Annotated in this window: 24 protein-coding genes; 22 read left to right on the top strand and 2 right to left on the bottom strand. The window is 68.9% G+C overall.

From position 1 onward, the window contains the following. Window positions 1–12: 12 nt before the first annotated feature. From OG252_RS13085 to OG252_RS12980, 22 genes are all read left to right on the top strand, one after another. Window positions 13–2,847, top strand: a complete 2,835-nt coding sequence (locus tag OG252_RS13085; RefSeq protein WP_329336083.1) for a hypothetical protein — start codon at window positions 13–15, stop codon at window positions 2,845–2,847. Between the two features lie 194 nt (window positions 2,848–3,041). Beyond that, window positions 3,042–4,802, top strand: coding sequence for a major capsid protein (locus OG252_RS13080; protein WP_329336082.1), 1,761 nt, complete (start codon window positions 3,042–3,044; stop codon window positions 4,800–4,802). A 42-nt stretch (window positions 4,803–4,844) separates the two neighbouring features. Next, complete coding sequence (locus OG252_RS13075) at window positions 4,845–5,729, top strand: hypothetical protein (protein WP_329336080.1); 885 nt, start codon at window positions 4,845–4,847, stop codon at window positions 5,727–5,729. Between the two features lie 12 nt (window positions 5,730–5,741). Continuing rightward, window positions 5,742–6,419 carry a hypothetical protein gene (locus OG252_RS13070; protein WP_329336078.1) on the top strand — a complete coding sequence of 226 codons (678 nt, stop codon included), beginning with the start codon at window positions 5,742–5,744 and terminating at the stop codon, window positions 6,417–6,419. Window positions 6,420–6,441: 22 nt separating this feature from the next. Continuing rightward, window positions 6,442–8,472 carry an SGNH/GDSL hydrolase family protein gene (locus tag OG252_RS13065; protein ID WP_329336076.1) on the top strand — a complete coding sequence of 677 codons (2,031 nt, stop codon included), beginning with the start codon at window positions 6,442–6,444 and terminating at the stop codon, window positions 8,470–8,472. An 8-nt stretch (window positions 8,473–8,480) separates the two neighbouring features. Then, window positions 8,481–9,311: a hypothetical protein gene (locus OG252_RS13060; protein WP_329336074.1), complete on the top strand. Its 831-nt coding sequence runs from the start codon at window positions 8,481–8,483 to the stop codon at window positions 9,309–9,311. A 3-nt stretch (window positions 9,312–9,314) separates the two neighbouring features. Beyond that, entirely contained in the window at window positions 9,315–9,821 is a 507-nt protein-coding gene (locus tag OG252_RS13055) for a hypothetical protein (protein ID WP_329336072.1), read from the top strand. 2 nt (window positions 9,822–9,823) lie between these two features. Beyond that, window positions 9,824–10,222 carry a hypothetical protein gene (locus OG252_RS13050; protein WP_329336070.1) on the top strand — a complete coding sequence of 133 codons (399 nt, stop codon included), beginning with the start codon at window positions 9,824–9,826 and terminating at the stop codon, window positions 10,220–10,222. Window positions 10,223–11,016: 794 nt separating this feature from the next. Then, window positions 11,017–11,448, top strand: coding sequence for a hypothetical protein (locus OG252_RS13045; protein WP_329336068.1), 432 nt, complete (start codon window positions 11,017–11,019; stop codon window positions 11,446–11,448). A gap of 71 nt (window positions 11,449–11,519) precedes the next feature. Beyond that, window positions 11,520–12,023, top strand: a complete 504-nt coding sequence (locus tag OG252_RS13040; protein ID WP_329336067.1) for a hypothetical protein — start codon at window positions 11,520–11,522, stop codon at window positions 12,021–12,023. A 17-nt stretch (window positions 12,024–12,040) separates the two neighbouring features. Beyond that, the gene (locus OG252_RS13035) at window positions 12,041–12,253 is read left to right on the top strand and encodes a hypothetical protein (protein WP_329336066.1); all 213 of its coding nucleotides are present in this window, start codon (window positions 12,041–12,043) and stop codon (window positions 12,251–12,253) included. Next, on the top strand, window positions 12,250–16,137 hold the full coding sequence (locus OG252_RS13030) for a hypothetical protein (RefSeq protein ID WP_329336065.1): 3,888 nt from the start codon (window positions 12,250–12,252) through the stop codon (window positions 16,135–16,137). The genes OG252_RS13035 and OG252_RS13030 overlap by 4 nt, the downstream gene beginning before the upstream one ends. Further along, window positions 16,137–18,089 carry a hypothetical protein gene (locus tag OG252_RS13025; protein ID WP_329336063.1) on the top strand — a complete coding sequence of 651 codons (1,953 nt, stop codon included), beginning with the start codon at window positions 16,137–16,139 and terminating at the stop codon, window positions 18,087–18,089. The genes OG252_RS13030 and OG252_RS13025 overlap by 1 nt, the downstream gene beginning before the upstream one ends. Before the next feature lie 3 nt (window positions 18,090–18,092). Further along, complete coding sequence (locus OG252_RS13020; protein ID WP_329336061.1) at window positions 18,093–19,583, top strand: glycosyl hydrolase family 28-related protein; 1,491 nt, start codon at window positions 18,093–18,095, stop codon at window positions 19,581–19,583. Between the two features lie 8 nt (window positions 19,584–19,591). Beyond that, window positions 19,592–20,488 (top strand): hypothetical protein, encoded by an 897-nt coding sequence (locus OG252_RS13015; RefSeq protein ID WP_329336059.1) that lies wholly within the window; start codon window positions 19,592–19,594, stop codon window positions 20,486–20,488. Window positions 20,489–20,532: 44 nt separating this feature from the next. Then, entirely contained in the window at window positions 20,533–20,913 is a 381-nt protein-coding gene (locus OG252_RS13010; RefSeq protein ID WP_329336056.1) for a hypothetical protein, read from the top strand. Then, window positions 20,913–21,452 carry a hypothetical protein gene (locus OG252_RS13005; protein ID WP_329336054.1) on the top strand — a complete coding sequence of 180 codons (540 nt, stop codon included), beginning with the start codon at window positions 20,913–20,915 and terminating at the stop codon, window positions 21,450–21,452. The genes OG252_RS13010 and OG252_RS13005 overlap by 1 nt, the downstream gene beginning before the upstream one ends. A 34-nt stretch (window positions 21,453–21,486) precedes the next feature. Beyond that, window positions 21,487–22,002 (top strand): hypothetical protein, encoded by a 516-nt coding sequence (locus OG252_RS13000; protein ID WP_329336052.1) that lies wholly within the window; start codon window positions 21,487–21,489, stop codon window positions 22,000–22,002. 12 nt (window positions 22,003–22,014) lie between these two features. Further along, window positions 22,015–22,893, top strand: a complete 879-nt coding sequence (locus OG252_RS12995; protein WP_329336051.1) for a peptidoglycan recognition protein family protein — start codon at window positions 22,015–22,017, stop codon at window positions 22,891–22,893. Between the two features lie 2 nt (window positions 22,894–22,895). Beyond that, entirely contained in the window at window positions 22,896–23,243 is a 348-nt protein-coding gene (locus OG252_RS12990) for a hypothetical protein (protein WP_329336049.1), read from the top strand. Beyond that, window positions 23,240–23,437 (top strand): hypothetical protein, encoded by a 198-nt coding sequence (locus OG252_RS12985; RefSeq protein ID WP_329336047.1) that lies wholly within the window; start codon window positions 23,240–23,242, stop codon window positions 23,435–23,437. Before OG252_RS12990 ends, OG252_RS12985 begins: the two co-directional genes overlap by 4 nt. After that, window positions 23,434–24,483, top strand: a complete 1,050-nt coding sequence (locus tag OG252_RS12980; RefSeq protein ID WP_329336045.1) for a hypothetical protein — start codon at window positions 23,434–23,436, stop codon at window positions 24,481–24,483. The genes OG252_RS12985 and OG252_RS12980 overlap by 4 nt, the downstream gene beginning before the upstream one ends. Here the strand turns inward: OG252_RS12980 and OG252_RS12975 are convergent. Next, window positions 24,452–24,847, bottom strand: coding sequence for a WhiB family transcriptional regulator (locus OG252_RS12975; protein ID WP_329336043.1), 396 nt, complete (start codon window positions 24,845–24,847; stop codon window positions 24,452–24,454). The two genes, OG252_RS12980 and OG252_RS12975, sit on opposite strands and share 32 nt — an antisense overlap. A 10-nt stretch (window positions 24,848–24,857) precedes the next feature. Beyond that, window positions 24,858–25,109, bottom strand: a complete 252-nt coding sequence (locus OG252_RS12970; protein WP_329336041.1) for a hypothetical protein — start codon at window positions 25,107–25,109, stop codon at window positions 24,858–24,860. Window positions 25,110–25,113 lie beyond the last annotated feature (4 nt).

The following is a 25,113-nucleotide window of genomic DNA, read 5'->3' as shown; positions in this document are numbered from 1 at the left end:
ATGATCGCGTTGATGCCGACGCCGGAGGATGCGGAGCGGCTGGCGATCGAGGGAGGCGAGGCTGCCGACCAGCTGCATCTGACGCTGTACTTCCTTGGCGAGGGCGCTGACTTCGGCGAGGAGCAACGTGCCGCGTTGATCGAAGCCATCACCAACGAGGCGCCCTTCCTCAGCTACGGGTTCGTGCTCGGGAAGGCCTTCGGTGCAGCTCACTGGAACGCGGACAGCAACAGCCCTTCATGGGTGTGGTCGGTCGGCGACGCTGAGGACGCGCCGCACTATGCGCAGCTGGAGAACGCGCGCGGTGTTGCCCTGACGGGCCTCTTGCAGAGCGGGCTACACGAGTCCATCCCGGCGCAGCACTCGCCCTGGCAGCCCCATATCTGTGCGGCCTATTCCGACGAGTTGGACCTGATCATTGCGTTGGAGGAGCGCCTCGGTGACGTCACCTTCGACCGCATCCGAGTCGCCTTCGCCGGGGACCACACGGACATCCCTCTCGGCGGCACCGTCACTGCGGCGGCCGGTCCGCTGCGCCGTCAGCCCACCGAGCTGGAGCTCGCGTCCCGCGTCGACTTCGCCGCCATGGACAAGGCCTGGCACGAAGCCGTCGACGCCACGACCGAAGCGTGGGCAGAGATCCAGGCAGCGCAGCGCGAGCAGATCACCGCCGCCGTCCAGGCTGCCGCTGAGGCTGATGACCTCGACCGGCTCGACGCGTTCGCCGTCGACACGGACGACGGGGCCCGGCTTCTCATCGCCCGGATGATCGCGTACGCGCGGGAGGCAGGCGACGCGCAGCAGGCCGAGGCCGAAGCCCAAGGCGTCACCATCCCGGACTGGTCGCTGGACGACGAGGCGCTCACCGCGGCCGCGATCCGAGACCGGCTGCGGCAGGTCGGCCGCACAGCCGCACGCGTCCTGGGGGTTGGTCTGGTGCAGTCCGGTGTCCGGCAAGCGATGCGCGTGTGGGGCTCCGGCAGCGCGCAGCACGTCGCGGCGCAGGTCGACGAGCACCTCGCAGCCCTGTCCGGTGCCGCGGTGGAGGAGCAGATCGGCGCGGCGATGACCGCGGCGCAGAACGAGGGCCGCATGGCGGTGCTGGCGGTCGCGCCTCCGGCCGAATACGTGGCCAGCGAGGCGCTCGATCGCAACTCATGCGCTCCTTGTCGACAGGTCGACGGCGCCCGCTACACCACCCTCCCCGACGCACGCGAGGCCTACCCGTCCGGCGGCTACACCGGCTGCCTCGGAGGCGCCCGCTGCCGCGGCACGCTCGTCACGGTGTGGCCGCAGGAGAGTGAGCAAGCCGCAGCCGGAATGATCTTGGCGGCGAGTGCGGCCACAATCCCCACGACCCACCCAGAAGGAGGCGGCGCCGTGCCGTACCGCATCGAGCAGGACCACCCGGACTGCGGTGCTGACACACCGTGGGCCGTCGTCCAGACCGACACCAGCGAACTCGTTGGCTGCCACGACACCGAGGCCGCAGCCAACGAGCAGCTGGCCGAGCTTGCCGCCGAAGAGCCAGACGAGCCGGCCGACGACGGCGACGACAGCATGGACTACGCGGGCAAGACCGCACCCTGGCGCGGCCCCCTCGCCGTCGAAGGCATCGTCACCGGCGACGGCCGCGAGTTCGCCACCGACGCCCTGACCTGGGCCGAACTCCCCGTCCCGCTCCGCTGGAACAAGGAAGACAGCCACGGCGGGGAAGCCCGCACCATCGCCGTCAACGTCGGCCGCATCGACAAGATCTGGCGCGACGGCAGCCTCATCATGGGCGAAGGCGTCCTCGACCTCTCCGACGACGACGGCCGCCGCGTCCACGCCAAAATCGAAGGCAAGTTCCTCCGCGGCGTCAGCATCGACGCCGACTCCATCGCCGACGCCGACGTCGAATACGTCTTCCCCGAGGACGTCAACGCGGGCACCGCAGAGAGCGGCGAGGAGGAGGACATCTTCGAGATGCTCTTCGCGCAGCCGGAGAAGGTCGTCTTCCACGGCGGCCGTATCCGCGCCGCCACGTTGGTCGACATCCCCGCGTTCGCCGAGGCGTACATCGCCCTCCTCGACGAGGCCGGCGCCGTCGTGGCCGGCGGCACCCCGGTCTCCGAGGCCGAACTGCTCACCCTGCGGGAAGCCGAGGCCCCGCCGGCCCAACTCGCCGCGGTGACCGCGGCCGCCGAGGTGTTCCGGCCGCCCGTCGACTGGTTCTCCGACCCGCACCTGTCGCTGCCCACACCGATCACGGTCACAGACGACGGCCGGATCTACGGGCACGCCGCACAGTGGGGCTCGTGCCACATCGGCCAGGACGACGTGTGCGTGCAGCCACCGCACGAGGACGCCCATCCGTACTACCGCACCGGCGAGGTCGCGTGCGCGGACGGGACCCGGGTGGCGGTCGGTCAGATCACCGTGGGCACGGGGCATGCGCCGCTGCACTACGGGGCGTCCCCTGCGGCCGAGCACTACGACAACACCGGCGCAGCGGTCGCGGATGTCGCGGTCGGCAACGACGCGCACGGCATCTGGGTCGCTGGGGCGATCCGGCCGGGCGCGGATCCGCTGAAGGTGTACGAGCTGCAGGCCGCGGGCCAGGTCAGTGGTGACTGGCGGCGGATCGGCGGCGAGCTGCGGCTGGTGGGGCTCCTCGCGGTGAATGTGCCCGGTTTCCCGGTGCCGAAGATGCGCGCGCGGGTGGCGTCGGGTGAGCCTCAGGCGCTGGTGGCGGCTGGTCGTCCGACGGTGGCGTGGGGTCGGTCGCAGTCGGATCAGGAGGCCGCGGCTGTGCGGATCGTGATGCGGATGCTGTCGCGCCGCGTCCACCCCGGGGGGAGGTGAGCAATCGTGTGCAGCTGCAATAAGAGGCGTCGTCCGGCACCTCCGCCGCCGCCCCCTCCAAGTGTCTGACCTTTAGGTATGCCGGTCCGGTGAAGGTAATTGACCTTTGCCGGACCGTGTGCTATGCGCTAACCTCCGAGCGAATAGGCGCCAACTTGACGGGCGCACAACCCCTCTTCGCAACGGAGGACCACGTGGCAGCCGAAGAGCTCTTCAGTGCCCCGTCCGATCTCACCCTCGCCAGCGACACCGACCTCGCCGAACTCGAAACCCGCGCAGTCACCGAATTCACCCGCGTCTCCGAGATCGACAACGTCGACCCCGACACGCTCACCTACGCGATGCGCCTCACCGACGACCTCGACCGCATCCGCGGCGAACTGAGGGTTCGTGAGGTCCGCGCCGAGCAGGAAGCGCAGCGTCAGCAGGCCCGCGTCGCCGAGCAGCTGGGACATCTGCAGACCCGCGTCAACGGCGCCCCCGCCGCGCAGGCCGCCGCCGAGCACAACGCGCAGGTCGACCCCGAGGCCATCGCGCAGGCATCCGCGCGAGGCGTCACCGCCGCGCTGTCGGCGTTCATGCTCGACCGCCGCGGCGGGACCGTCCGCCCCGACGAGATCGCACGCCGCGCAACCGCGTCCCTCGCCGAGACCGCACAGCACGCCCCCACCCCGCAGGTCCCGTCCCAGCGCCTCGCCGTCACCGCCTCGGTGGACATCCCCGGCGTCGCCCGCGGTGAAGGACTGACCAGCCTCACCGCCCTCGCCGACGTGACAGCCCGCAAGGCCAAGTCCATGCCCATCACCTCCGGGCAGCCCAGCGAGCAGCTCGTTGCGTCCATCCGCAACGACTTCACCCACAGCGTCGACAACCGCACCACCCGCGGCGAGATGAAGGAACTCATCCAGTTCCTCACCGGCCCCGACAAGCAGGAAGCCCTCGTCGCTGGCGGCGGCTGGTGCGCCCCGTCCGAGCCCCGCTACGACTTCTTCAACATCGCCTGCGAAGACGGCCTCATCGACCTCCCCACCTTCGGCGTCACCCGCGGCGGCATCCAGTACCCCGTCTCCCCGAGCCTCGCCGACGCCCTCTCCGGAGGCACCGCCTTCGCAGGGTTCGCCGCCACACTCTCCAACACGAGCACCCCGTTCCTGTGGACCGAGGCCGACGACATCGCCGCCGCCACCGGCTCCCCGACCAAGCCCTGCATCCGCGTCCCCTGCTCGGACATGGACGAGGAGCGGCTGGAGGCGTACGGGTACTGCCTCACCGCGGGCAACCTCACCGACGACGCCTGGCCGGAGGCGACGCAGAACACGCTGCAGCTGCTGATGGCCGCGCACTCGCATGTCATCAACGCCCGGCTGATCGCGCTCATGCTCGCCCGCTCCACTGCCGCGACCGCCATCACCGGCGGCGCAGCCACCGACGCCGCCGCCCCGCGGATCTACAACGCGGTCGGCCTCGCCGCCACCGACTACCGGGCCCGCTACGGCATGTGCATCGACGACGTGCTGGAGGTCGTGTTCCCGTACTGGGTCCGCGACGTCATCCAGGCCGACCTTGCCTGGAAGGCCGGCGTCGAGCTCGGCGACATCCCGCTGTCCGAGGTGAACCGGTACTTCACCGCCCGGAACATCGCCGTCCAGTGGGTCAACGACTGGCAGGTCCGCGGCGCCTCCCAGTTCGGCAACGCCACGAAGATGACCGCCTGGCCGACCACGGTGGACTTCCTCATCTACGCGGCTGGCACGTTCATCCACGGCAACGGCATGACCCTCGACCTGGGTGTCATCCGCGACTCGGTGCTGAACGAAACCAACGACCACACGGCCGCCTGGTCCGAGGAGGCGCACCTCATCGCCAAGGTCGGCCACGAATCCCGCCGGTACACGGTCGCCTTCAACGTCAACGGCTCCACCTCGGCGCTCCTCACCGGCACCGTCCGCGTCTGACGTCTGGCCGTGACACGAACCGAGGGAAAGGGGTGAGCGCCGATGGCCGCACGCCAACTCGTCGATCTGCCAGCAGTGTTCACCCCCCTCCCGTACGGGCTGTGGGACACCGTCCAGCACCCGGCCGCGAACGGACCGCACTGGCAGCAGGGCATCACGTGGATCGAGCGATGCCCGACCGGCGACACCACCTACGACGAATGCCTCGCGGTCACCGGCACCGGCTCGCCGCCGGAACCGCCGGCCAAAACCGCGAACGTTGAGCAAGGCTCGCGGGGAGCCACATCGTTCACGGTCTACGCCGAGTTCGAGTGCTCGCCCGTCGGTCTCGGCGAGGCCGAGTCGATCGCCTCGGCTGCGCTCGCCCGCGTCGAACAGGCGCAGGTCGAGGCCGCGTTCTGGACCGGCGTGGCGGGTGGCCAGGACGTTGTCTTCCCGCACCTGGCCGCCGACGCCGAGGTCGTCGACGGGGACGTGGTCCTGCAGACGGTCGCCTCCCCGGTCGTCACCGGCGGAGCGGACGTCGCGCAGGCGCTCGGCGCGCTGGAGCAGGAGCTCGCGGCCTGCTACTCCGGGCAGGGCCTCATCCACGTACCAAGGTCGGCACTCCCGACACTGGCTGCGTGGAAGCTCGCCCGCGTCGACGACGACGGCCGCCTGGTCACCCCGGCTGGGAACCTCATCGTCGCCGGGACCGGATACACCGGCAGCGCCCCGGACGGCACCGCGGCGGCCGCCGGTACGGCGTGGATCTACGCCACCGGCGCAGCGTGGGGATACCGGTCCGACCCGTACGTTTCCCGGCTGCGGGATTCCCTGGACCGGACCTCCAACACGATCCGAATGCTGGCCGAGCGCACCTACCTGCTTGGCTTCGAGTGCTGCCATCTGGCCGCGCACATCGCCCTGGGCGTGCCCACCGAATAGGAGATCAATCCCATGGCCACAGTCTCCACGTGCGCGACTCCCATCAAGGGCACGCACATGCGCATCATCGAATTGGACGCCTGCGGGGTGCCCATCACCGGCACGTCCGGGCTGGTCGTCGTCACCCGCGGCTTCGTGCAGGTCAACATGGAGCCCCAGTACGAGGACGGGGTGGAGTTCTTCGCGCGGACCGCGGACGGCTCGCCGTGCGTGAACCAGAAGGACGACCCGACGCTGAAGCGCATGAACCTGACCTCGCAGTTCTGCGAGATCAACACCTCGGCCGTCGCCGTCATGATCTCCGCCCGCGAACTCACCATCGGCACCCCCACCACCGGCACAGGCTTCGCCGTCGCCGAGGGCAACCCCACCCGCCGCTACTCGCTGGAGGTGTGGCAGGAAGTCGCCGGAGCGGGAGCCTGCGACGCGTCCGGAGCCCAGCGGTACATCTACAACGCCTGGCCGAACGTGGGCGCCACCCAGCTCGGCGCATACATGGTTGAGAACGGCCGCTCCACGCTAGAGACCACCTCGGAGACCCGCGGCACGGCAGCGCAGTGGGTGACGTTGGTGGGCTCCGACTACCTGCCGGCCGGGGAGACGATCGACCCGGACGAGCACTGGGTGTGGAACGTGACCACGACCGAGCCGCCGACGATCGCCTGCAACCCGACCACAGTGGCCGCGTAGCACCGTCCCGGGAGGGGGAGCCGTGGCGCTTGCCCAGTACAGCGAGCTGTTCTGGTTCCCCTCCGGGGCGCTCGCCAGCAGCGTTGTGGCGAGGGTGTTCCAGCACGAGACGAACACCCTCGCCACCCTGTACGCCGACGGCGCCGGCACGACGCCGCTCGCGAACCCGCTCAGCACTTCCGGGACGGGCCGCCTGGAGTTCTGGGTCGAGGAGGGCCGGTACTGGGTCCACATCGACTCGGAGGCGTTCGAGATCGCGGTGGGTGCGGCGGCTCAGGCTGCGACGCAGCAGGACATCCTCGACGAGATCACGCGGGCCGACGCTACCTACGCGACGATCCTCGTCGTCAACAACCTCACCGGCACAGTCACCACACTGTCCGGGCAGGTCACCAGCCTGGACGGCTTCGTCGCCGATGCGCTCGCCCGCGTCTCCGCGATCGAGCAGGGCACGGCATTCCTGGCCGGGCTCAACGTCGACGGCGACGCGCAGATCGCCAACGGCGACCTGACGATCACCAACTTTGTGCGCGGATATCGCTTCCGCACCGGCGGGGCGGCCAACGACGTCGAAGGCACCGGCGGCGACCTCATCATCAGCGTCTGGTCCGGCACCGGATTCAACGGCACCCAGCACTCCTACTTCCGCCTCAGCGCCGACGCACAGAACCTGCAGGTTGCCGGGAAAGTCGAGTTCGTTGATGCCCTGTACGGGGCAACCCGGCACGTCCTCGACGGCGCCGCCAACACGGTCGGCCTGTACGGCGCCACCCCAGTCACCAGGCAGACCGTCACCGGATCCCGCGCCGACGGGACCGCCCTGACCGACCTGATCGACAAGCTCACCGACACAGGCATCGTCGCCGACGGCACCAGCGCCGGGATCGCCAACGCGTGGCTCCGCCGCGACCTCCCCGACCCGCTCATCGCCGACAGCCTCCACACCGGGACCGCGCCGAGCATCAGCACCGCACAGACCACGACCCCGACCGCCGGGTACATCAAGTACGCGCCCGCTGGCGTGGCGTTGACCGGCACGGACGTGACCGGGCCGTTCTCCTACATGGGTGCCGGGAACTTCGCGATCGGTGCGGGCGCGCCCGACACCAACTACGTGCTGCCGCTGTCCAAGTACCCGAACACCTACGCCAGCGGCCAAGGGATCTGGTCCGTGGAGTTCGGCACGGACGCGCAGATCATCCAGGTCCGCATGAAGTACATCTCGGCGGCCACGATGTTCAGGCTGTCCATCGACGGCCGCAAGGTCACCGACCTCATGCAGTCCAGCGGCGGCACCACCCCAGGGTCCGGGCACCTCATCAGCATCGACTTCGGATCCGCCACCCCGCGCAGGATCCGCCTGGACTTCTCCACCTTCCCGTTCGGCGGCGTGTACATCCCGCCCACCGCGACCCTGTGGGGCGTCCCCGCGCAGGGCGGCCGGCTCATGGTCCTCGGCGACTCCATCAGCGACGGCAGCAGCCAGAACACCGGCGCGGGCGCGGGAACCTGGTTCGCCCGTGCGGCGCGCTTCCTCGGCACCACCGACGCGTGGGAGCAGGGCCGCGGCGGCACCGGCTACATCACCGCAGGCAGCTTCGCGACATTCGCCACCCGGCTCGCCGCGGACGTCGTGGCGTGGGCGCCGGACCGGCTGATCGTGTGGGGCGGCTACAACGACAGCAGCGGCGACCAGGGCGCGATCGCCACGGCGGCGGCAGCCCTGTACGCGTCGATCAGGGCCGGGCTGCCGTCGTGCCAGACGTATGTGATCGGCTGCTGGTCACCCACCGGAAGCCCCGGCGCGGGCGTCACCAACACGGACACGACGCTGCGCACGGCAGCGGCCGCCGCCGGGTTCCCGTTCATCTCGCCCGTCACCGGATCCTGCTACGACGCGGCGGGCGCCCTGGTGACCACGCACGGGGCGTGGATCACCGCGGCGAACGCGGCCGCCTACGTCGGCGGCGACGCCATCCACCCCACCGACGCCGGCCACGTCTACCTGTCCCGGCGGATCACCGCTGCTGTTCGTGCCCTCATGCCCGCCTAGGAGGGCCCATGCCGGTCATCAACCCGATCTTGAGTACGCCGTCCGGGACCGGCGATATGCGCGGCCCGTGCGCGGACTGGCCCGTCACGTGGACGTGCGAGCTGTCGACGTTGAATCCGGCGGTGACCGGGGTGGCGGTGTCGATGGCGACGGAGACGCTGTACGCGCTGTCGGGGATGCGGTTCGGGCTGTGCGAGGTCACACTCCGCCCGTGCGCATCCGGCTGTGAGGAGGGCCGCTTCTACGACGACTTCGGCCCCCCATGGACCGCCTCGTCGTGGCCGCAGCCCGCGCTGATCGGCGGCCTGTGGTTCAACCTGACGTGCGGCTCGTGCTCGTCGGGTTGTTCGTGCGGGGAGGTGTCGGAGGTGCGCCTGCCGGCCCCGGTGTACGACGTGACCGAGGTCGTCATTGACGGGGTGGTCCTCGCGTCGTCGGCCTACCGGTTGGACAACAATCGGATCCTGGTACGGACGGACGGCGGCAGGTGGCCGCGCTGCAATGACCTGTCTGAGGACTCCGGCGTGGGCACGTGGTCGGTGACGGCCCGGTATGGGGAGCCGCTCCCGGCCGGGGCGGCGCTGGCGATGGGGCAGCTGGCGTGCGAGATCGCGAAGGCCGCGGACGGCGGGGACTGCAAGCTCCCGGCCGGGCTGAAGCAGCTCGTGCGGCAGGGTGTGACCATCCTGTACCCGGATGTGGGTGAGCTGTTCAGTCAGGGCCGCACCGGGCTGTATCTGGTGGACGCGTTCATCGCGACGTGGAACCCGGCCGGGCTGCGGCAGCGGTCGCGGGTGTACAGCATTGACCGGCCGACTGTGCGTAGAGCGGGGACGTGACCCATGGCGATGATTTCCGGTGCGTTGAAGTGGTACACCGTCGCGGCCCGGCTGGAGCAGGCGATCCACGCCGAGCTCACCGTGAGCCCGGCCCGGCACGGTGTCGTGCCGGGGGCGATCGCCTGGGACGAATGCGACTGCGGCATGCTCGCCGTGTCCGTCAACCAGATCTATCCCACCGAGCAGTTCCCCAACCCGGCGCTCACCCGCGTCGGCAACTCCTGTGACGCACCGTGGGAGGCGGCCGAGATCGTCATGCAGATCGTGCGGTGCGCCCCGAACCCGGACGGCCAGCTGACCGCGCCGACCACTGCCGAACTGGACGCCTCGGCGCGGGAGGTGCTGACCGACGCGTACGAGATGATGCGCGCCGTCTCCACCACCTTGTGCCAGATGAACCAGGACCGGGAGATCTCCGACTACCTCATGCGGCCGCTCACCGCGCAGGGCCCGACGGGTGGCTGCGTCGGCAACGAGGTCCGCGCGTTCGTGTCCCTGCCGAGGAACTGACCGTGGAATTCACGGTGGCGACAAGCTTCGAACTGAACCGCACGGCGATCCAGCGGATGCTGCGCCTGCCCGGCGGCATGGTGTACCGGGACATGGAACGCCGGGTACGGCGCGTCGAAGCGGAAGCGCGGCGCCGGGCGCCAGGCAGCATGGGCGACGGCCGCAACCTCACCGTGCAGATCCGCACCGGGCCGGGCGGCGACTTCCAGGGCGTCGTGAATGTCCGGCATCCCGCCGCGTTGTGGGTAATCGGCGGCACGCGGCCCCACCCAATTCGACCTATCCGTGCCCGCGCGCTGCGCTTCACCATGGGAGGCCGAATGGTGTACGCGAAGGCAGTAATGCACCCCGGAAATAAGCCCAACAATTTCTTGAAGGAAGCATTGCGGGCAGCTCTATAACCTAGGCGACTTCACGAACCGGCGGAACTTCAGCGGTGGTTGAGACGTTCTTGATAACAGCGGGCCGCCGATGCGGGAACACCGACGGCCCTGACCGACAACCTTGAGTACAGCAAGGAGCGGCCATGACCGACACTACGCCACGGCTTGTGCGCATCGTCAACCCGAGACGCCCGCTGATGAAGTCCGTCCGGGCATGGGCTCAGTTCAAAGCCGTGATATCGGAACAGGGGGGCACCGTCCTGGAAGCGGAGTGGCAAGGGGCTTCCAAGCCGCACCGCGTGAGCTGCCCAGAAGGACACGAATGCGCCCCTACGCCGAATCGCGTGCAGCAGGGTGGCGCGATTTGCAGGACCTGTTCTGGGCGAGACTCGCAGGCTGTGTGGCAGAAATTCCAGGACCGCGTCAAAGACCTTGGCGGTGTTGTGCTGGAGGACGTCTACAAGGGTTCGAAGCTGCATCACCGGGTCAGGTGCAGGGAAGGGCACTTGTCGTCTCCCGTACCTGGACACGTAAACGCAGGCGGAGGCATCTGTCCCACCTGCGCCCGCAACGATCCGAAAGCTGCTCAGGCAAGGTTCGTAGCCCAAGTCGCTGAACAAGGGGGCACCGTTGAGGAGCCTCAGTGGCATGGCGTGAACAAGCATCACCGCGTTCGTTGCAGGGAAGGCCATGTCGTGCGGCCCACCCCAGCCAGCGTCGCGATCGGTAGGGGCATCTGCAGGACGTGCGCGGGCCGAGATCCTGAGGCGTCTTGGGGAAGGTTCCGGGCGCGGGTTGAGGAGCTTGGCGGGGTGGTCCTCGAAGAAGAGTGGAAGGGGACAGAAACTCCTCATCGTGTCCTCTGCGCCAATGGGCACGAGTGCACGCCGTGGCCGCTTGGCGTACTCAGCGGGCAGGGGATCTGCCGATTCTGTAAGGGCAAGGCGTGGGACGTCTTCTACCTTGTGCACGACGAGATCAATGACGTGATCAAGTTCGGAATCACCTCGGGCGATCCCCGCATCCGGCTTGGGGTGCACGAGCGGGAGGGGTTCGACCGCGTCGTGCGGGTCGCTCTGGGGCTGCCGGGCGATGTCGCACCGGAGCTTGAGCGCACGGTCATCGCGGCGTTGCGGGACGCTCGCGAGGCGCCAGTTCGGGGCCGCGAGTACTACCGGGGCCGCGCCCTTGCCCTCGTGCTGGACCTCGTCGACAACCACCCTGACGTGCGCGTATCCAGCTGAGGCCGGTTCCTGAACCATGGTTCAGGAACCGCCGGAATGATCATGGCGGGGGCGAACCTACCGTCACCCGCATGACCGAGCTGCTCACACACCCGAACGGCGCCGCACCCGCCGCGCCCCCCAGCATGGCCGCAGCGGCACCCCCGGCCGCAGCCCGCGACTTCACCAAGAAGCGCAAACTCCTCGACTTCCGCATCGACGACGACATCTTCGAAGCCGCACCCGTACTGCCCGGCGACATCTACGCCGAATTCGTCACCCTCTACACCTCCACCGGCGACGTCGAGAACTACCAGGAACAGCACGACCTCCTCAAGCGCGCCCTCTCCCTCGTCCTCTTCGACGAGTCCTACACCCGCTTCGCCGCCCGACTCGCCGACAAGAAGCACCCCATCGACGACGGCCAAATGTCCGAAGTCGTCCTCTGGCTGCTGGAGGAGTACGCCGGCCGCCCTACACAGCCGTCGCAGCCCTCGTCGGATGGGCCTGCGAGCCCGGACTCTGGCACCAGCTCGACGGAGAGTACACAGCCCGTGGAGTCGATCTCGCTGCCCTCCCAGCCGACCGATTCCTGAACACGATCTACACCGAAATGCTCACGCGGCTCACCGTCCACGACGGACAGACCGAGGCCCAGGCACGAGCCCGCTTCGACGCCGACCTCGGGGTTTCGGCATGGGCCGTCCCAGGCCAGGACCGCCGCGAGATCGACTCCCAGGAGGACACCGGCGCCCCCTGGTGGTGGACCGGAGCTGAAGACGCCAGTCAGTCCTTCCTCGGAGCAATGGGGGTGACCCTCGCATGAGCACCCCCGTCGGCGACGCCCACGTCAACGTCAACGCCAACACCGACCCCGCATCCCGGGCACTACGCGACTTCTCCCGCGCCGCAGACGGCCGCCTCCGCGACATGCGCGGCCGCTTCGTCTCCGAGTCCCGCCTCATCGGCACCGCCTTCAACCGGGCGGCCGGCGGCGGCACCGCCTTCAACAACACGCTGGGACAGCTGAAGAGAACCGCAATCAGTCTCGCGCCGGCACTGATCCCGATCGCCGCGCAGGCGTTGCCGATCGCCGCGAGCGTGGGCGCTGCGACGGTCGCGGTCGGGGCGTTCGCCGCAGCGGCGGCCGGGCAGGTGACCGCGCTGTCGGAGGCGTCCGAGGCGGAGAAGAAATACAAGGACGCCGTCTCTGAACACGGCGCCGCGTCGAAGCAGGCCAGCGACGCATCGGCCGCCTACGCCCGGCAGATGGCGCAGATGCCGCCCGCTACCCGCCAGGCCGCGGTCGCCCTGTCCAGCCTGAAGTCCGAGTACCGGGAGTGGTCCGACAGCCTCGCGTCCAGCACGATGCCCGTCGCGACCAAGGCGATGCAGACGTTCGGCGCGGTGTTCCCGAAGCTGACGCCGATGGTGCAGGGTGCGGGCACGCAGCTGGACCGGTTCGTGACGATCGCCGCGGGCGGCGTCGCCTCATCCGGCTTCGACCAGTTCATGCGCACCTTCTCCGAGTTCGCCACCGGCGCCCTCGCGAAGGCGAACGACGGACTGATCCGCTTCATGCGCACCGCGGACACGGGCAAGGTGTCCGGCGCGTTCTCCCAGTTCATGGAGTACGCGCGGGCGAACGGGCCGCTGGTGCAGGACACGCTGGCCAAGCTGGGTGAAGCCCTGTCGAACCTGCTGCAAGCCGCCTCCAACGTCGGCCCGGGACTCCTCACCGTCGTCAACGCGCTCGCCGGGATCGTCGCCGCGGTCCCACCCGGCGTCATCACGACCTTGCTGCAACTCGCCATCGCACTGAAGGCTGTGCGCCTGGCGGCCGTGGCGATGGCCGCAACCTCCGGAGCCGTCGCCGGATTCACCGCGTCGATCGCAGCGATGCGCCTCGCAGCGGCCGGAGCCACCGGCGTCCTGCCCCGCCTCGGAGCCGCGATGGGCGCAATGTCCCGCAGCGCGAAACTCGCCGTCGCCGGAACCGGCATCGGCCTGCTCCTCATCGCCCTGTCGAAACTCTCAGACATGGGCAAGACCGCCCCGCCTGACGTCGACAGACTCACCGTGTCCCTCAAACGACTCGCGGACACAGGCAAGTTCACCGGCGAACTGCAGGCGACGTTCGGCAGCATCGACGGCCTCGTCGCCAAGATGAAGCTGCTGGACGACGCGACAAAGCAACTCAGCGACGACCCGACCGGCGTCCACATCCCCGTCCTCGACGACATCGCCGAATGGATCGCCGGTCCCGCTAACGACCTCACCAAGGGCTCAAAGTCCCTCAGCGCACTCAAGGACGACTTCACCGGCCTCGACAAGGCCATGGCCGGCCTGGTCTCCAGCGGCAACGGGAAGATGGCCGCGCAGGACTTCAACGCCATCCGGGACGCAGCCCTCGCAGAAGGCCATTCCCTCAAAGAGATCAACAGCCTCTTCCCGCAGTACAAAGCCGCCGTCGCCGACGCGAAGTTCGAGCAGGAACTCGCGACCAAGGCCATGGGGATCTTCGGCCAGCAGGCCCAGGACACCAGCGCGAAACTCACCGCACAGAGGGGTGCGGCGGACGGCCTGCGGGCGGCGATCACCGCACTGAACGAGGTCAACCAGTCCGCGTACGGGGCGCAGATCCAGTTCGAAGCCGCAGTCGACAGCCTGACCGCCTCCTTCAAGGAACACGGCGCCACCCTCAACCTCGACACCGCCGCCGGGCAGGCGAACGGGCAGGCCATGCTCGCCGCGGCCAAGTCCCAGGACGAACTGATCGCGTCGGGCCTCGCGGCGGGCAGCTCGCTGGAGTCGATGGCGGGGAAGTCGGACAAGCTCCGCGAGACGATGCTGCGCCTCGCGACGGACGCCTTCGACGGAAACAAGAAGAAGGCGCAGGAGTACACCAACACCCTCCTCGGCACCCCGTCCGAAGTGAAGACCCTGATCAAGGCCGAGCGCGCCGACGCCGTCGCGGGACTGAAGGCAGTCCAGGCGGAGATCCAGAAGACGCCCGGCGCGAAGACCGTGAAGGTCGACACCCTCAACGGGGCTGCGATCGCGGCGCTGGAAGCTGTCGGCCTGAAAACAAAGCAGCTGCCGGACGGGCGTACCGAGGTCTTCGCGAAGAACGGGCAGGCCATCGGGTCGATCGGCGCAGTATCGAAGGCGCTGTCCAACCTGAACGGGAAGACCGCCACGACGTGGACCTACAACAACAAGGTCACGACGAACTACGTCAACAGCATCGTCACCACGACCAATCGCAGCGTCCACGAAACGGTCGGCGCGACAGGCGGCCTGTACACCGGGAAAGGCTTCAAGTACCGCGGCTACGCCCGCGGCGGCCTCGTCGACGGGCCCGGCACGACGACGTCCGACGACGTGTACGCGCCGTGGCTGAGCAAGGACGAGTTCGTCGTCAACGCCAAACAGACCGCAAAGCACCTGCCCCTGCTGAAGGCCATCAACTCCGGCGGAATCGGCCTGGCGGCCGGAGGCATGGCCGGGGCCGGCGCGGACGCTGGGACGGGTCTGGCGTCGGGCCTGACCAGCAGCACGGGGGCGGTCCTCGCTGCGGCGAAGATGATGGCGGCCGCGGTCGAGGCGGGCATCCGGCAGGAGTTGGAGATCGCCTCCCCGTCGAAGAAGACGCAGGCCCTCGCGAAGGACGTGGGCGCCGGGTTCATCAAGGGGTTGACGGGCTCCCGCGACAAGATCAAAGCGGTGGCGAAGGATCTCTCGAACGACATCAAGACCGCGTTCTCCGGGAAGAAGGAATCGTCGCTGCTGAAGATGGTCGCCCGCGAGACGGATGACCTTCTCAAGCAGGCGGCCAAGCGGGACGCCGTCTCCAAGAAGATCGCCGAAGCGAACAAGTTCGCCGCGGACACGGCCAACGCATCGCGGGCCACCGGCAGTCTCGCCTCCATCGTCCAGGACGACGCCTACTCCCCGAAGTACGTCGAGCAGCAGATGAAGGCGAGCCTGGCGCAGATCAAATCGTTCACGTCGAACGTGTCCAAGCTGCAGAAGAAGGGCGTCAACAAGGACCTGCTGCGGCAGATCCTGGAGATGGGCCCGGAGCAGGGCGCCGCGTTCGCACAGTCCCTCGCGGGCGCTGACGCCGCGACGATCAAGCGGTACAACTCGCTCAACACCCAGATCAGTTCGGCCTCGTCGAAGCTCGGCAAGTCCGGCGCCGACATGCTCTACGACTCCGGGAAGAACGCAGGCAAGGGCTTCCTCACTGGCCTCCAAGGCCAGAAGAAGGACATCGAGAAGCTCATGCTGAACATCGCCAAGGGCATGCAGGCGGCGATCAAGAAAGCGCTCGGGATCAAGTCCCCATCGCGGGTGATGGACCTCGTTGGCCGGATGACCGTCCACGGCCTCCGCGACGGCATCACCCGCAGCGTGCCCATCGTGCAGACCGCCATGGACCGCGTATCCGCTGCCGTCCGTGACGGGGCACCCAAGGACATCCGCGCCGCCGTCGCACCCGCGGTGTCGCGGCCGGCACTGGCGGTCGGTGAGCGCCGTACCCAGCGTGCTGCCGCATCGCAGGCGGCGGCGCCGCACATCACTGTGGTCGTGCAGAACAACGGGGTCCTCGGCTCGCGCATGCAGGTGGAGGACTGGCTCGCCAAGAGCCTCGACAACCTGGCCCGCACCAACCGGCTGCCCCGCGCGCTGAGGGGAGCGGCCTGATGCCGCTGACCGAAGCACTGGTCGATACGTTCTCTGATGGCGTCGTCGACACCACCAAGTGGCCCAGCAACTACAACACCGGCGCCGGAGGCCCGCCCACGGAGACCGGCGGGCGGGCCCGCGTCCCCTGCGACACCGGGTTCGCCGCGTTCACCAGCGACAACACGTACACCTTGGCTGGCTCCCACGCCTGGGTTCAGATGTATCCGCCGGCAGCGGGTGGCGCGGCCAGCGAGGCGTACGCGCAGCTCCTCATCACGTCCTCGACGGCCGGGACCGACATCATCGCCGAGGTCAACGCCGTCACCGGCGATCTCACCCTCGCCAGCCGTGTCGGTTACGTCGATGCCGGGGCGACGATCCTCACCTACGACCCGGTCGCACACCGGTGGGTCCGCATCCGCGAGACCGCCGGAACCCTCCTGTGGGAGACCAGCGCGGACGGCCTGACCTGGACAACCCGCCGCACCCTGGCCTCACCCGCCTGGGTGGCCGACGCGGACCTGGAAATCCAGCTCATCACCCACCGCGACTCCGGTGTCGCCGACTTCGCGGAGTTCGACAACTTCAACGCCCTCCCATCGACCGCGGTCTTCGCCGACCTGACCGACGACTTCGACGACCCCGCCGTCGACACAGTGAAGTGGCCGAACAACTACAACTCCGGGCCGGGCGGCACGCTGCCGGACCAGCCGGCCGGGCTGGCGCGGGTGCCGTGCGACGAGGGCTTCGCCGCATACGCGTCAGCCGCCCGCTACCGGCTGCAGGGCTCCCACGCCCACGTGCATCTGATCCCGCCGTCCGGGCCCGGGCATTCGGAGTCCTACGCGCAGCTGCTCATCCTCTCCGATGTGGTCGGCACGCAGATCGCGTTCGAAGTCGACGCCGCGACCAGCCTTTTGGCGATGGCCGTCCACACCGATTTCGTCGACGAGAACGCGGCCGTCATCCCGTACGATGCGGCCGCTCACGCGTGGCTGCGGATCCGCGAATCGGCGAGCATCCTCTACTGGGACACCTCGCCGAACGGCCGCGAGTGGACCACCCAACATTCCACCATCGCGCCTGGGTGGACGGCGGAAAACAACCTCGAAGTGCAGCTGCTGGCGCACTGCACACCGCTAGTCACCGGCGGCCCTCCCAGCAGCGACTACGCCTACTTCGACAACTTCAACATCACGCCCACCCTGCCGGAGGGCTACACCGTCGCCGTCGACTGGACCGGTGACGGCGACTTCGACGACGCGTACGACGACGTCACCTCGGAGGTCCTGCAGCGGGGCCCGGTCGTCTTCTCCTACGGCCGCGACCAAGCCCGGCAGCTGGCGCCACCCAAGGTGGGCTCCCTGTCGATGACCTTGTGCAACGCCGACCGGGTGTACAGCCCGGAGAACCCGGACTCGCCGATCGCCGACGACATGTCCCCGGCCGCCCCGGTGAAGGTCGAGACGGTCTACGACGACACGCTGTACCCGCTGTTCATGGGCCGCGTGGATGACCTCGACATCCATCCGGACCGCGGGGACCGCTCCATCGACATCACCGGCCTGGACCTGCTGTCGCTGCTGCAGGGCGTGAAGGTGTCGACGGAGCTGTATCAGGCGCAGCGCACCGGCACCCTGATGGGCGTCATCCTCGACGCAGTCGGCTGGACCGGGCCACGCGACCTCGACCTCGGGGCGACGTTCGTGCCGTGGTGGTGGCTGGAGGAGGGCGACGCATTCGGCGCGATGACCGACCTCCTCGCCTCCGAAGGGCCGCCCTCGATCGCCTACGTCGCCCCGGACGGGACCTTCGTTTTCCGCGACCGGCATCACCGCCTGCTGCGCGCCGCTTCTCTCACCCCGCAGGCCGTGTTCGCGTCACGACTGATCGGCGCCTGCGACCCCTGCAACGACCCCGTCACCCAGTACGGCAGCGGCTGCTACGGCTTCGGCCCCTACGGAGGATGACCAATGATCACTGTGCCGACCGTCGGGCAAACCGGGTGGGGCACCGTCCTCAACACCGCGCTGGAGAACCTCGACACCCGGCTGGAACAGATCTCCGTCAACGCCATCGCCAACGGCGCCGACAACACCGGGGTCACCAACAGCAGCACGGTGGTACAGAGCACGATCAACAGCGTGGCCACCTTCGGCGGCGGCGCCGTGTTCTTCCCCGAGGGGGTCTACTCCCTCAACGTCACGGTGCCCAGCAACGTCACCCTGGTCGGCGCCGGGCGGGTGGCCACGCAGCTGCGCCGCGCCACGGCCGGAACCCCAGTCGTCGACATGTCCGGGCCAGCAGCGGACGCGACCGGCGCCACGCACGTCAAGTACTCCGGCATTCAGTCCATGACGGTCAACGGCAACGGCCTGTCCGGTACCGCCGTGCGCTGTTACTACGCCAACAATTTGGTGTTCAGAGACGTGCTGCTCACCTCGTCCACAGAACGGCTCGTCGACGGCGTCGAGCTGTGGGACAGCAGGTTCTACAACTGCGTCTTCGAATCCAGCGGCGGCACGAACGGCGCGACCCTCCCGGCAGTTCACCTGCGGAACGCGTCGGCCGCGTCTGGGTTCGGCTATTCCGACGACAACGTGAACCAAATCGTTTTCCACGGATGCAGGTGGGAGAACTTCCACAATGGCGCGCTGAGGATCGAAGACGGCGCCGTATCGATCAACAACCCGAACGGCATCTACATCGTCGACTGCAAAATGGAAACCTCCGCCATGCAAGGCGGAAGCCACCTGCTCGCCGACGACTCGTGCGTCGGGATCTGGGTCGACCGCCTGTACCTGTACGCGGGCGGCTTCACGGGAGGATTCGCCACCCCCCAGACCATCATCGACTGGGCAGCCGGACACTCCGCACTGGAAAACGTCCTCATCTCCAACGGTGCCGTCGCCACGATCAACGCGGGCGTCGTCGCCTTCAGCCCGACCGGACAGCGCACCGTCCTGCGCAACGTCACCGGCCGGTACGGCACCGCACCCGGCGGAGACCACATCTTCTACGTCGGCTCCTCCGGCGCCTGGAAGGTCGAGAACTGCTACAGCAACCTCGGCTCCCAAGCAGGCGGCACCATCCCCGCCGCATGGGAAGGCAACCAGCCCACCAAACTGGTCACGGGCGCCGCCCCCACCGATGCCTCCTTCACCCAGACCCCCCTCAACGGCACCACCGCCATCCGCACCGACGGCTCCGACTTCTACGCCCGCATCGGCGGCACCTGGAAGCCGATCCTGCGCAGCGGCGTCGCGGTCCTCGCGGCCGGCACCGTCACGGTGTCCACCTCGGCTGTCACCGCGAACACCCGCATCCAGCTCACGTCGAACGTCCCCGGCGGCACCCCGGGCTGGCTGCGTGTCTCCGCCCGCACCCCAGGGACCAGCTTCACCATCACGTCGTCGTCGGGCACGGACACGTCCACCGTCGCCTGGCAGATGACCGAACCGTAGGAGAAGCTGTGCCAGAACTCTCGTTCCTCGAACCGTTCGGCTACTCCCACGGCTGGCGCGACATCGTCAACGACGTCTCCTTCGACGTCGAGGAGCGGCGCCCGGAAGACGCCTACGCCGTCGTCTGGTCCAGCGACGACACCGTGGCTCTCACCCTCGGCCAGAGCATCCAAGTGCAGGCCAAAGCGAGCGATCCGTTCCGGGATGCCCTCGACCTGGTCATCGGCACGGACATCATCATCGGCGGCCCCGGCACCGTCGCCACGTCGATCTCCCGCCGCTCCGGGCAGTCCACGACGATCAGCGTCACCGCGATCGGCGGGACCGTCACCATCACCCACCTCCAACTCCGCGCCCGGCCGGTGCCCGTGGCCCGCACGGTGAAAGTGTCGGCAGCCGACTCGGTGAGCATTCAGCGCCACGGCCAGCGCTCCAACCCGGGCGACGCGCCCTGGGCCAACCAGAACGACGCCGCCGCCATCGCCCTGCTGCTGCTGGCCCACTACGCGCAGCGCCGGCCGACCGTGTCGATGCGCCTCGTATCGTCCGACTCGGATCATCTGCTGCAGATCCTCACCCGCACGATCTCCGACATGATCACCATCCGGCATGGTGAGCTCGGCTTGGATGCGGACTTCCACGTCGAGTCCATCGAGCACACCATCGCCCGCATGCCCAGCGAGGAGGAGGCCGAGACCGACTGCGAGACGCGGGTGCACTACGCCACCTTGGGCTGTGAGCGCACCGGACTGATCGTGCCGCCAAATCCGTTCACCTTCGACGTCGCCGGACTCGGCTTCGACGACGGGGTTTTCGACCCGAGCGCGGCCGACAACCCCGACAACGTGTTCATCTTCGACCACCCCGTACAGGGCGCTTTCGACGTGGGACGGTTCGGCACCTGACCCGCCGGAATGATCTTCGCTGGGGGGCGCCTACCTTCGCCCCCATGGAGCTCCTCGCGGCGAAAGCCCGCGCATACGTCTACTCAGGGGACTGGGTCGCCGACTGCCCACGCCCCGGCTGCGGCAGCGTCGAGCACCTCTACGACCGCATCAACCCCCGCAACCCCGCCTCACCGCGCACCGTGCAGAAACCGCAGTTCCACTGCTCGTACTGCGGAATGACCGCACCCATCGACTGGCCCGCACTGCTCGCCGAGATCACCACGGTGCTCATGCTGCGCCCGGTACCGCACACCCGGAACTGGTACCCGCAGGATCACGACACCGCGGTCCGCTTCCGCGTCCCCCACGGGCAGACGGTGGACGAGCTGCGGGCAGAGAACGCCGAGCACGGCGTCCCCGCCACCCCGGGTGAGGTGCGCTGATGGCCTGGTCAGCGCCAATGACGGCGGTCGCCAACTCGACATTCAGCGCAGCCCAGTTCAACCAGTTCGTGCGCGACAACCTCAACGAGACCGCGCCCGCCAAAGCCACCGCGGCAGGCAGCTACTTCGTGGGCGCGGCCGTCAACAGCATCATCGAACGCAGAGCCGTCACCGGCGCGGACCTCACCACCGGCACCACCACCTCCACCACCTACGGCAACCTGTCCGGGACCAGCGTCGGCCCCTCCGTCACCTGCGAAACCGGCCCCGCTGCCCTGGTCATGGTCCGTGGTTCCATCGAGAACTCCGGTGCCGGCAGCGCGCGGATGGCCTACGAAGTGTCCGGCGCGCACAACCAGGCGCCCGCCGACCATCGTGGCATCCACATTTTCGAGGGCGCCCTCACGAACATCGGCGCGAGCGACGTGACGCTGATGACCCCTCTCACACCGGGAGTGAACACGTTCACCGCGAGATACCGGGTGTCGTCCGGGACCGGCACATTCTCTGCCCGCCGCATCACCGTCGTGCCGTTCTAGAAGGGGGGTGGTTCAAATCGCCTGGTCAGCGCCAATGACAGCCGTTGCGAGTTCCGTTTTCACGGCGGCTCAATTCAACTCGTTCCTGCGGGACAACCTCAACGAAACCGCACCCGCCAAAGCCACCACATCGGGCGCGCACTTCGCCGTCTCCGGCACCAACGAAATCTCCGAACGGATCTCCGCCAGCGCCGCCGTCCTCACCACGGAAACCGGCACCTCCACCACCTTCGACGACCTCGCCACCCCCGGGCCCGCCGTCACCTGCACCACCGGGCCGAGGGCGCTGGTCATCGTCCACGGGACGATGGAGAACTCGGGTGCCGGCTCGTCGCGAATGGCGTACGAGGTGTCGGGGGCGACGTCGATCGCGGCCGCGGACAACCGGGGTATGGGCGTGTACGGCGTTGCTGGGGCTGGGGTGACGGCGTCGGGGGTGGCGCTGCACACGGACCTGACGCCGGGCAGCAACGTCTTCACCGCGAAATACCGGGTCAGCTCTGGCACGGGCACGTTCCTGTCCCGCCGAATCGTCGTCTTCCCCCTGTAAGGAGCGTGTGCCATGGCCTGGTATCCGGGCGCCGTGAAGATGGAGCTGCAACCGGAATCGGACAGCCAGCAGGCCATCCGGCCGACGCAGCTCATCGTCCACTCGATCGCAGGCCCGTGGACCGCGAAGCGAACCTACGAGTACTGGCGCGACAGCACGAACCTGGAGTCCCACTTCGGGCTCGGCTACGCGGGCGACCTCGCGCAGTACATCGGCACGCAGACCCGCGCCGACGCCAACGCGGACGCCAACCGCAGGGCTGACGGCACCGGAGCCGTGTCCATCGAGACCGCCTCCAACACCAAGGCATCCGACCCGTGGACGCCGGAACAGATCGAGCAGCTCATCCAGCTCGGCGTGTGGCTCCACAAGACGCACGCCATCCCGCTGAGGATCTGCCGCACCGCATCCGACCCCGGCTACGGCTACCACCGACTGCACCGCGAGTGGTCAACGTCCGGCACCGCGTGCCCCGGCGACGCCCGCGTGCGCCAGTTCAACGAGGTCGTGTTCCCGGGCATCGTCGCCCGCGCGACCGGCACCACCCCACCCCCTGAGGAGGACGACGTGACCCTGACCGCCAACGAGATCGAGCAGATCGCCACCGCCACGGCGAAGCGGACGCTGACCCTTGACGGCGTCATCGCCAACCCGGTCGACGACCCCGCCAACACGCACATTGTGCTGGCCACCTCGGTGCGGAACATCGAGATCGTCAGCCGACGCACCGAGGCCAAGGTCGCCGCGCAGGCCGAGACGATCAACAAGCTCGTCGACACCGTGGCCCAACTCGCGGCCGGGCTCGGCGACCTCGACCCCGCGGCGATCGTCGCCGAGCTCAGGCAGTCGATCGAGTCCGTCACCGTCCACCTCGACGTCCCGGAGGCATAACCATGCAGATCAAACTCTTCGGCCGCGAACCGGCGCTGTGGATCAGCACCATCTCCGGCGCTCTCTCCCTCGTCGTGTCCCTCAGCGTGGGCCTCGACGCGGAGGAAGCCGCGGGCTGGGTCGCCGTCATCACCGCCGCGTTCGGCGTCGCCACCGCGATACTGACGCGCCCGATCGCCCCGGCCGCGTTCACCGCCCTCGTCACCGTGACGGCCGATCTGCTGGCCGCCTACCACTTCAACGTGTCGGCCGGCACCGTCGCCGCGGTCAACGGATTCGTGCTGGCCGTGCTGACGCTGCTGACCCGCGCGCAGGTTTCCCCGACGACCCCGAAGGGAGTCGCCGCGTGAGCGCCATCGACGCACGTGCGCGCATCGTTGCCGCCGAGGTCTTCGCTGAGCTCGCCGGTGGACAGGCGACGGCCGAAGCTGGGCCCGACCGGGTGGCCGAGCTGGAGAAGCAGGTCGCCGAACTCGCGGCCCGCGTGGACAAGCTGGAGAAGGCGCCGCAGCGCGCCGCGACGGCCAAGAGGACCAGCGCGTGAAAATCGTCGTGTACCCGTCCGACTCGTTCGGCTGCGGCAGCTTCCGGATGCGCTGGCCCGGCGAAGCCGTCGCCAAGGCGGGACACGACGTCGAAGTCATCGGCACCCGCGACCGTAACGTCCGCGTCGTCATGGACGGCGACACCGTCAAGGACGTCCTCGTCGACGCCGACGTCGTCGTCCTCCAACGCGTCACGCACGCCTACATGGCGCAGGCCGTCGGCGTCATGCGCGCCAAGGGCGTCGTCGTCGTCGTGGACGTCGACGACGACCTGTCGGCCATCCACCCCGACAACCCGGCGTGGGCCGTGCACCGTCCGGGCGCCGGGCTGCACTCGTGGCACAACCTGGCGCTGGCCTGCCGCACTGCATCGCTGGTGACGGTGTCAGCGCCTGCCCTCCTCGACGTGTACGCCCGCCACGGCCGCGGGCACGTCCTCCACAACTATCTGCCCGACACGTACTACGGGCTGCCCCGTACGGACTCCGACGTGATCGGCTGGCCGGGCTCCATCCACAGCCACCCGAACGACCCCCAGGTGGTGGGCGGGGCCGTCGCGCGGCTGGTGGACGAGGGCGCGGAGTTCGTCATGCGCGGCGATTCGACGGGTGCCGGCCGGGCGTTCGGGCTCGCCGAGGATCCAGTGGGTGGCGGGGTGCCGATCGAGGAGTGGCCGGCCGCGGTTGCCGAGCTGGGGGTGGGGATCGCCCCGCTGGCGGACACCCGATTCAACCGGTCGAAATCCTGGTTGAAGCCCTTGGAGATGAGCGCGGCCGGGGTGCCGTGGGTGGCGTCGCCGCGGGCCGAGTACCGCAGGCTGCACGAGATGGGCGCGGGCATACTCGCCGAGCGGGGCCGGGTCTGGTACCGGGAGTTGCGGCGTCTGCGGGAGTCGGCGGCGCTGCGGCAGGAACTCTCGGAGGCGGGCCGCGCGGTGGCCGAGCAGCTCAGGCTGTCGCAGAATGCGTGGCGGTGGGCTGAGGCGTGGGAGCGGGCGGTGGAGATCGACCGGGCTATGCCGCGCCCGCAGCCGGTAGCGGCGTAGCGGCGATCGGCTCCTCCCGCACGTCCCGGATCCACGACACCCCGCAGGCGAGGCACAGTTCGTGCGGGTCGGCGTACACCAGCGCCGTGGCCTGGCAGATCGGGCACTTCGCGCGGGTGCGGACGCGGCGGAGCTGGTTGCGCTGGTAGGTGGTGGTGCCGCCCCAGTAGCCTTCGGCGCCGTGGAGCATGGCCCAGGCGATGCAGCGGGTTCGCGACGGGCAGGTGCGGCACCAACCCTGCTCCGCTTCGGCAGCGCCGGACTCGGTCTCCTGGTCGGGGATGAAGTCGAAGTCGGCGGTGGCGCACGGCGCATCGTCCTGCCAGGCGACGTCGTCTGCGGCGAAGTACTCGACGATGCTCACGGCTGGCTCCTCAGGGGCACGGGGTGCCGTCGACGATCGACCACACCACGGCCCCGTTGCTGCCGAGACACTGCCGGATCCGGCCTTGGTTCTGGAGCCGCTTGCAGGACAGGTACACGGCGTCACGGTCGTGGCCGCTGGCGTATGCGAGGCCGCTGCGGGAGTCGGTTCCTTGGGCGATGAGTTGGTAGATGCGTTCGTCGCGGGCTTCTACCCGGGGGTCTCTGGGGCGTCCTACGCGGCGGGGTGTGGTCTGCTGCATGACG

The organism is Streptomyces sp. NBC_01352, assembly GCF_036237295.1.
Taxonomy (GTDB): Bacteria; Actinomycetota; Actinomycetes; order Streptomycetales; family Streptomycetaceae; genus Streptomyces; species Streptomyces plumbiresistens.
Note: the sequence above shows the minus strand (reverse complement) of the source record. Positions and strands in the feature narration are given on the sequence as shown.

Bases quoted from the DNA above. Each gene is read 5' to 3' on its own strand.
- OG252_RS13085 (WP_329336083.1), top strand. From the start codon at position 13: ATGCCGACGCCGGAGGATGCGGAGCGGCTGGCGATCGAGGGAGGCGAG.
- OG252_RS13075 (WP_329336080.1), top strand. From the start codon at position 4,845: ATGGCCGCACGCCAACTCGTCGATCTGCCAGCAGTGTTCACCCCCCTC.
- OG252_RS13070 (WP_329336078.1), top strand. From the start codon at position 5,742: ATGGCCACAGTCTCCACGTGCGCGACTCCCATCAAGGGCACGCACATG.
- OG252_RS13060 (WP_329336074.1), top strand. From the start codon at position 8,481: ATGCCGGTCATCAACCCGATCTTGAGTACGCCGTCCGGGACCGGCGAT.
- OG252_RS13055 (WP_329336072.1), top strand. From the start codon at position 9,315: ATGGCGATGATTTCCGGTGCGTTGAAGTGGTACACCGTCGCGGCCCGG.
- OG252_RS13040 (WP_329336067.1), top strand. From the start codon at position 11,520: ATGACCGAGCTGCTCACACACCCGAACGGCGCCGCACCCGCCGCGCCC.
- OG252_RS13035 (WP_329336066.1), top strand. From the start codon at position 12,041: ATGCTCACGCGGCTCACCGTCCACGACGGACAGACCGAGGCCCAGGCA.
- OG252_RS13030 (WP_329336065.1), top strand. From the start codon at position 12,250: ATGAGCACCCCCGTCGGCGACGCCCACGTCAACGTCAACGCCAACACC.
- OG252_RS13025 (WP_329336063.1), top strand. From the start codon at position 16,137: ATGCCGCTGACCGAAGCACTGGTCGATACGTTCTCTGATGGCGTCGTC.
- OG252_RS13020 (WP_329336061.1), top strand. From the start codon at position 18,093: ATGATCACTGTGCCGACCGTCGGGCAAACCGGGTGGGGCACCGTCCTC.
- OG252_RS13010 (WP_329336056.1), top strand. From the start codon at position 20,533: ATGGAGCTCCTCGCGGCGAAAGCCCGCGCATACGTCTACTCAGGGGAC.
- OG252_RS13005 (WP_329336054.1), top strand. From the start codon at position 20,913: ATGGCCTGGTCAGCGCCAATGACGGCGGTCGCCAACTCGACATTCAGC.
- OG252_RS13000 (WP_329336052.1), top strand. From the start codon at position 21,487: ATGACAGCCGTTGCGAGTTCCGTTTTCACGGCGGCTCAATTCAACTCG.
- OG252_RS12995 (WP_329336051.1), top strand. From the start codon at position 22,015: ATGGCCTGGTATCCGGGCGCCGTGAAGATGGAGCTGCAACCGGAATCG.
- OG252_RS12990 (WP_329336049.1), top strand. From the start codon at position 22,896: ATGCAGATCAAACTCTTCGGCCGCGAACCGGCGCTGTGGATCAGCACC.
- OG252_RS12970 (WP_329336041.1), bottom strand. From the start codon at position 25,109: ATGCAGCAGACCACACCCCGCCGCGTAGGACGCCCCAGAGACCCCCGG.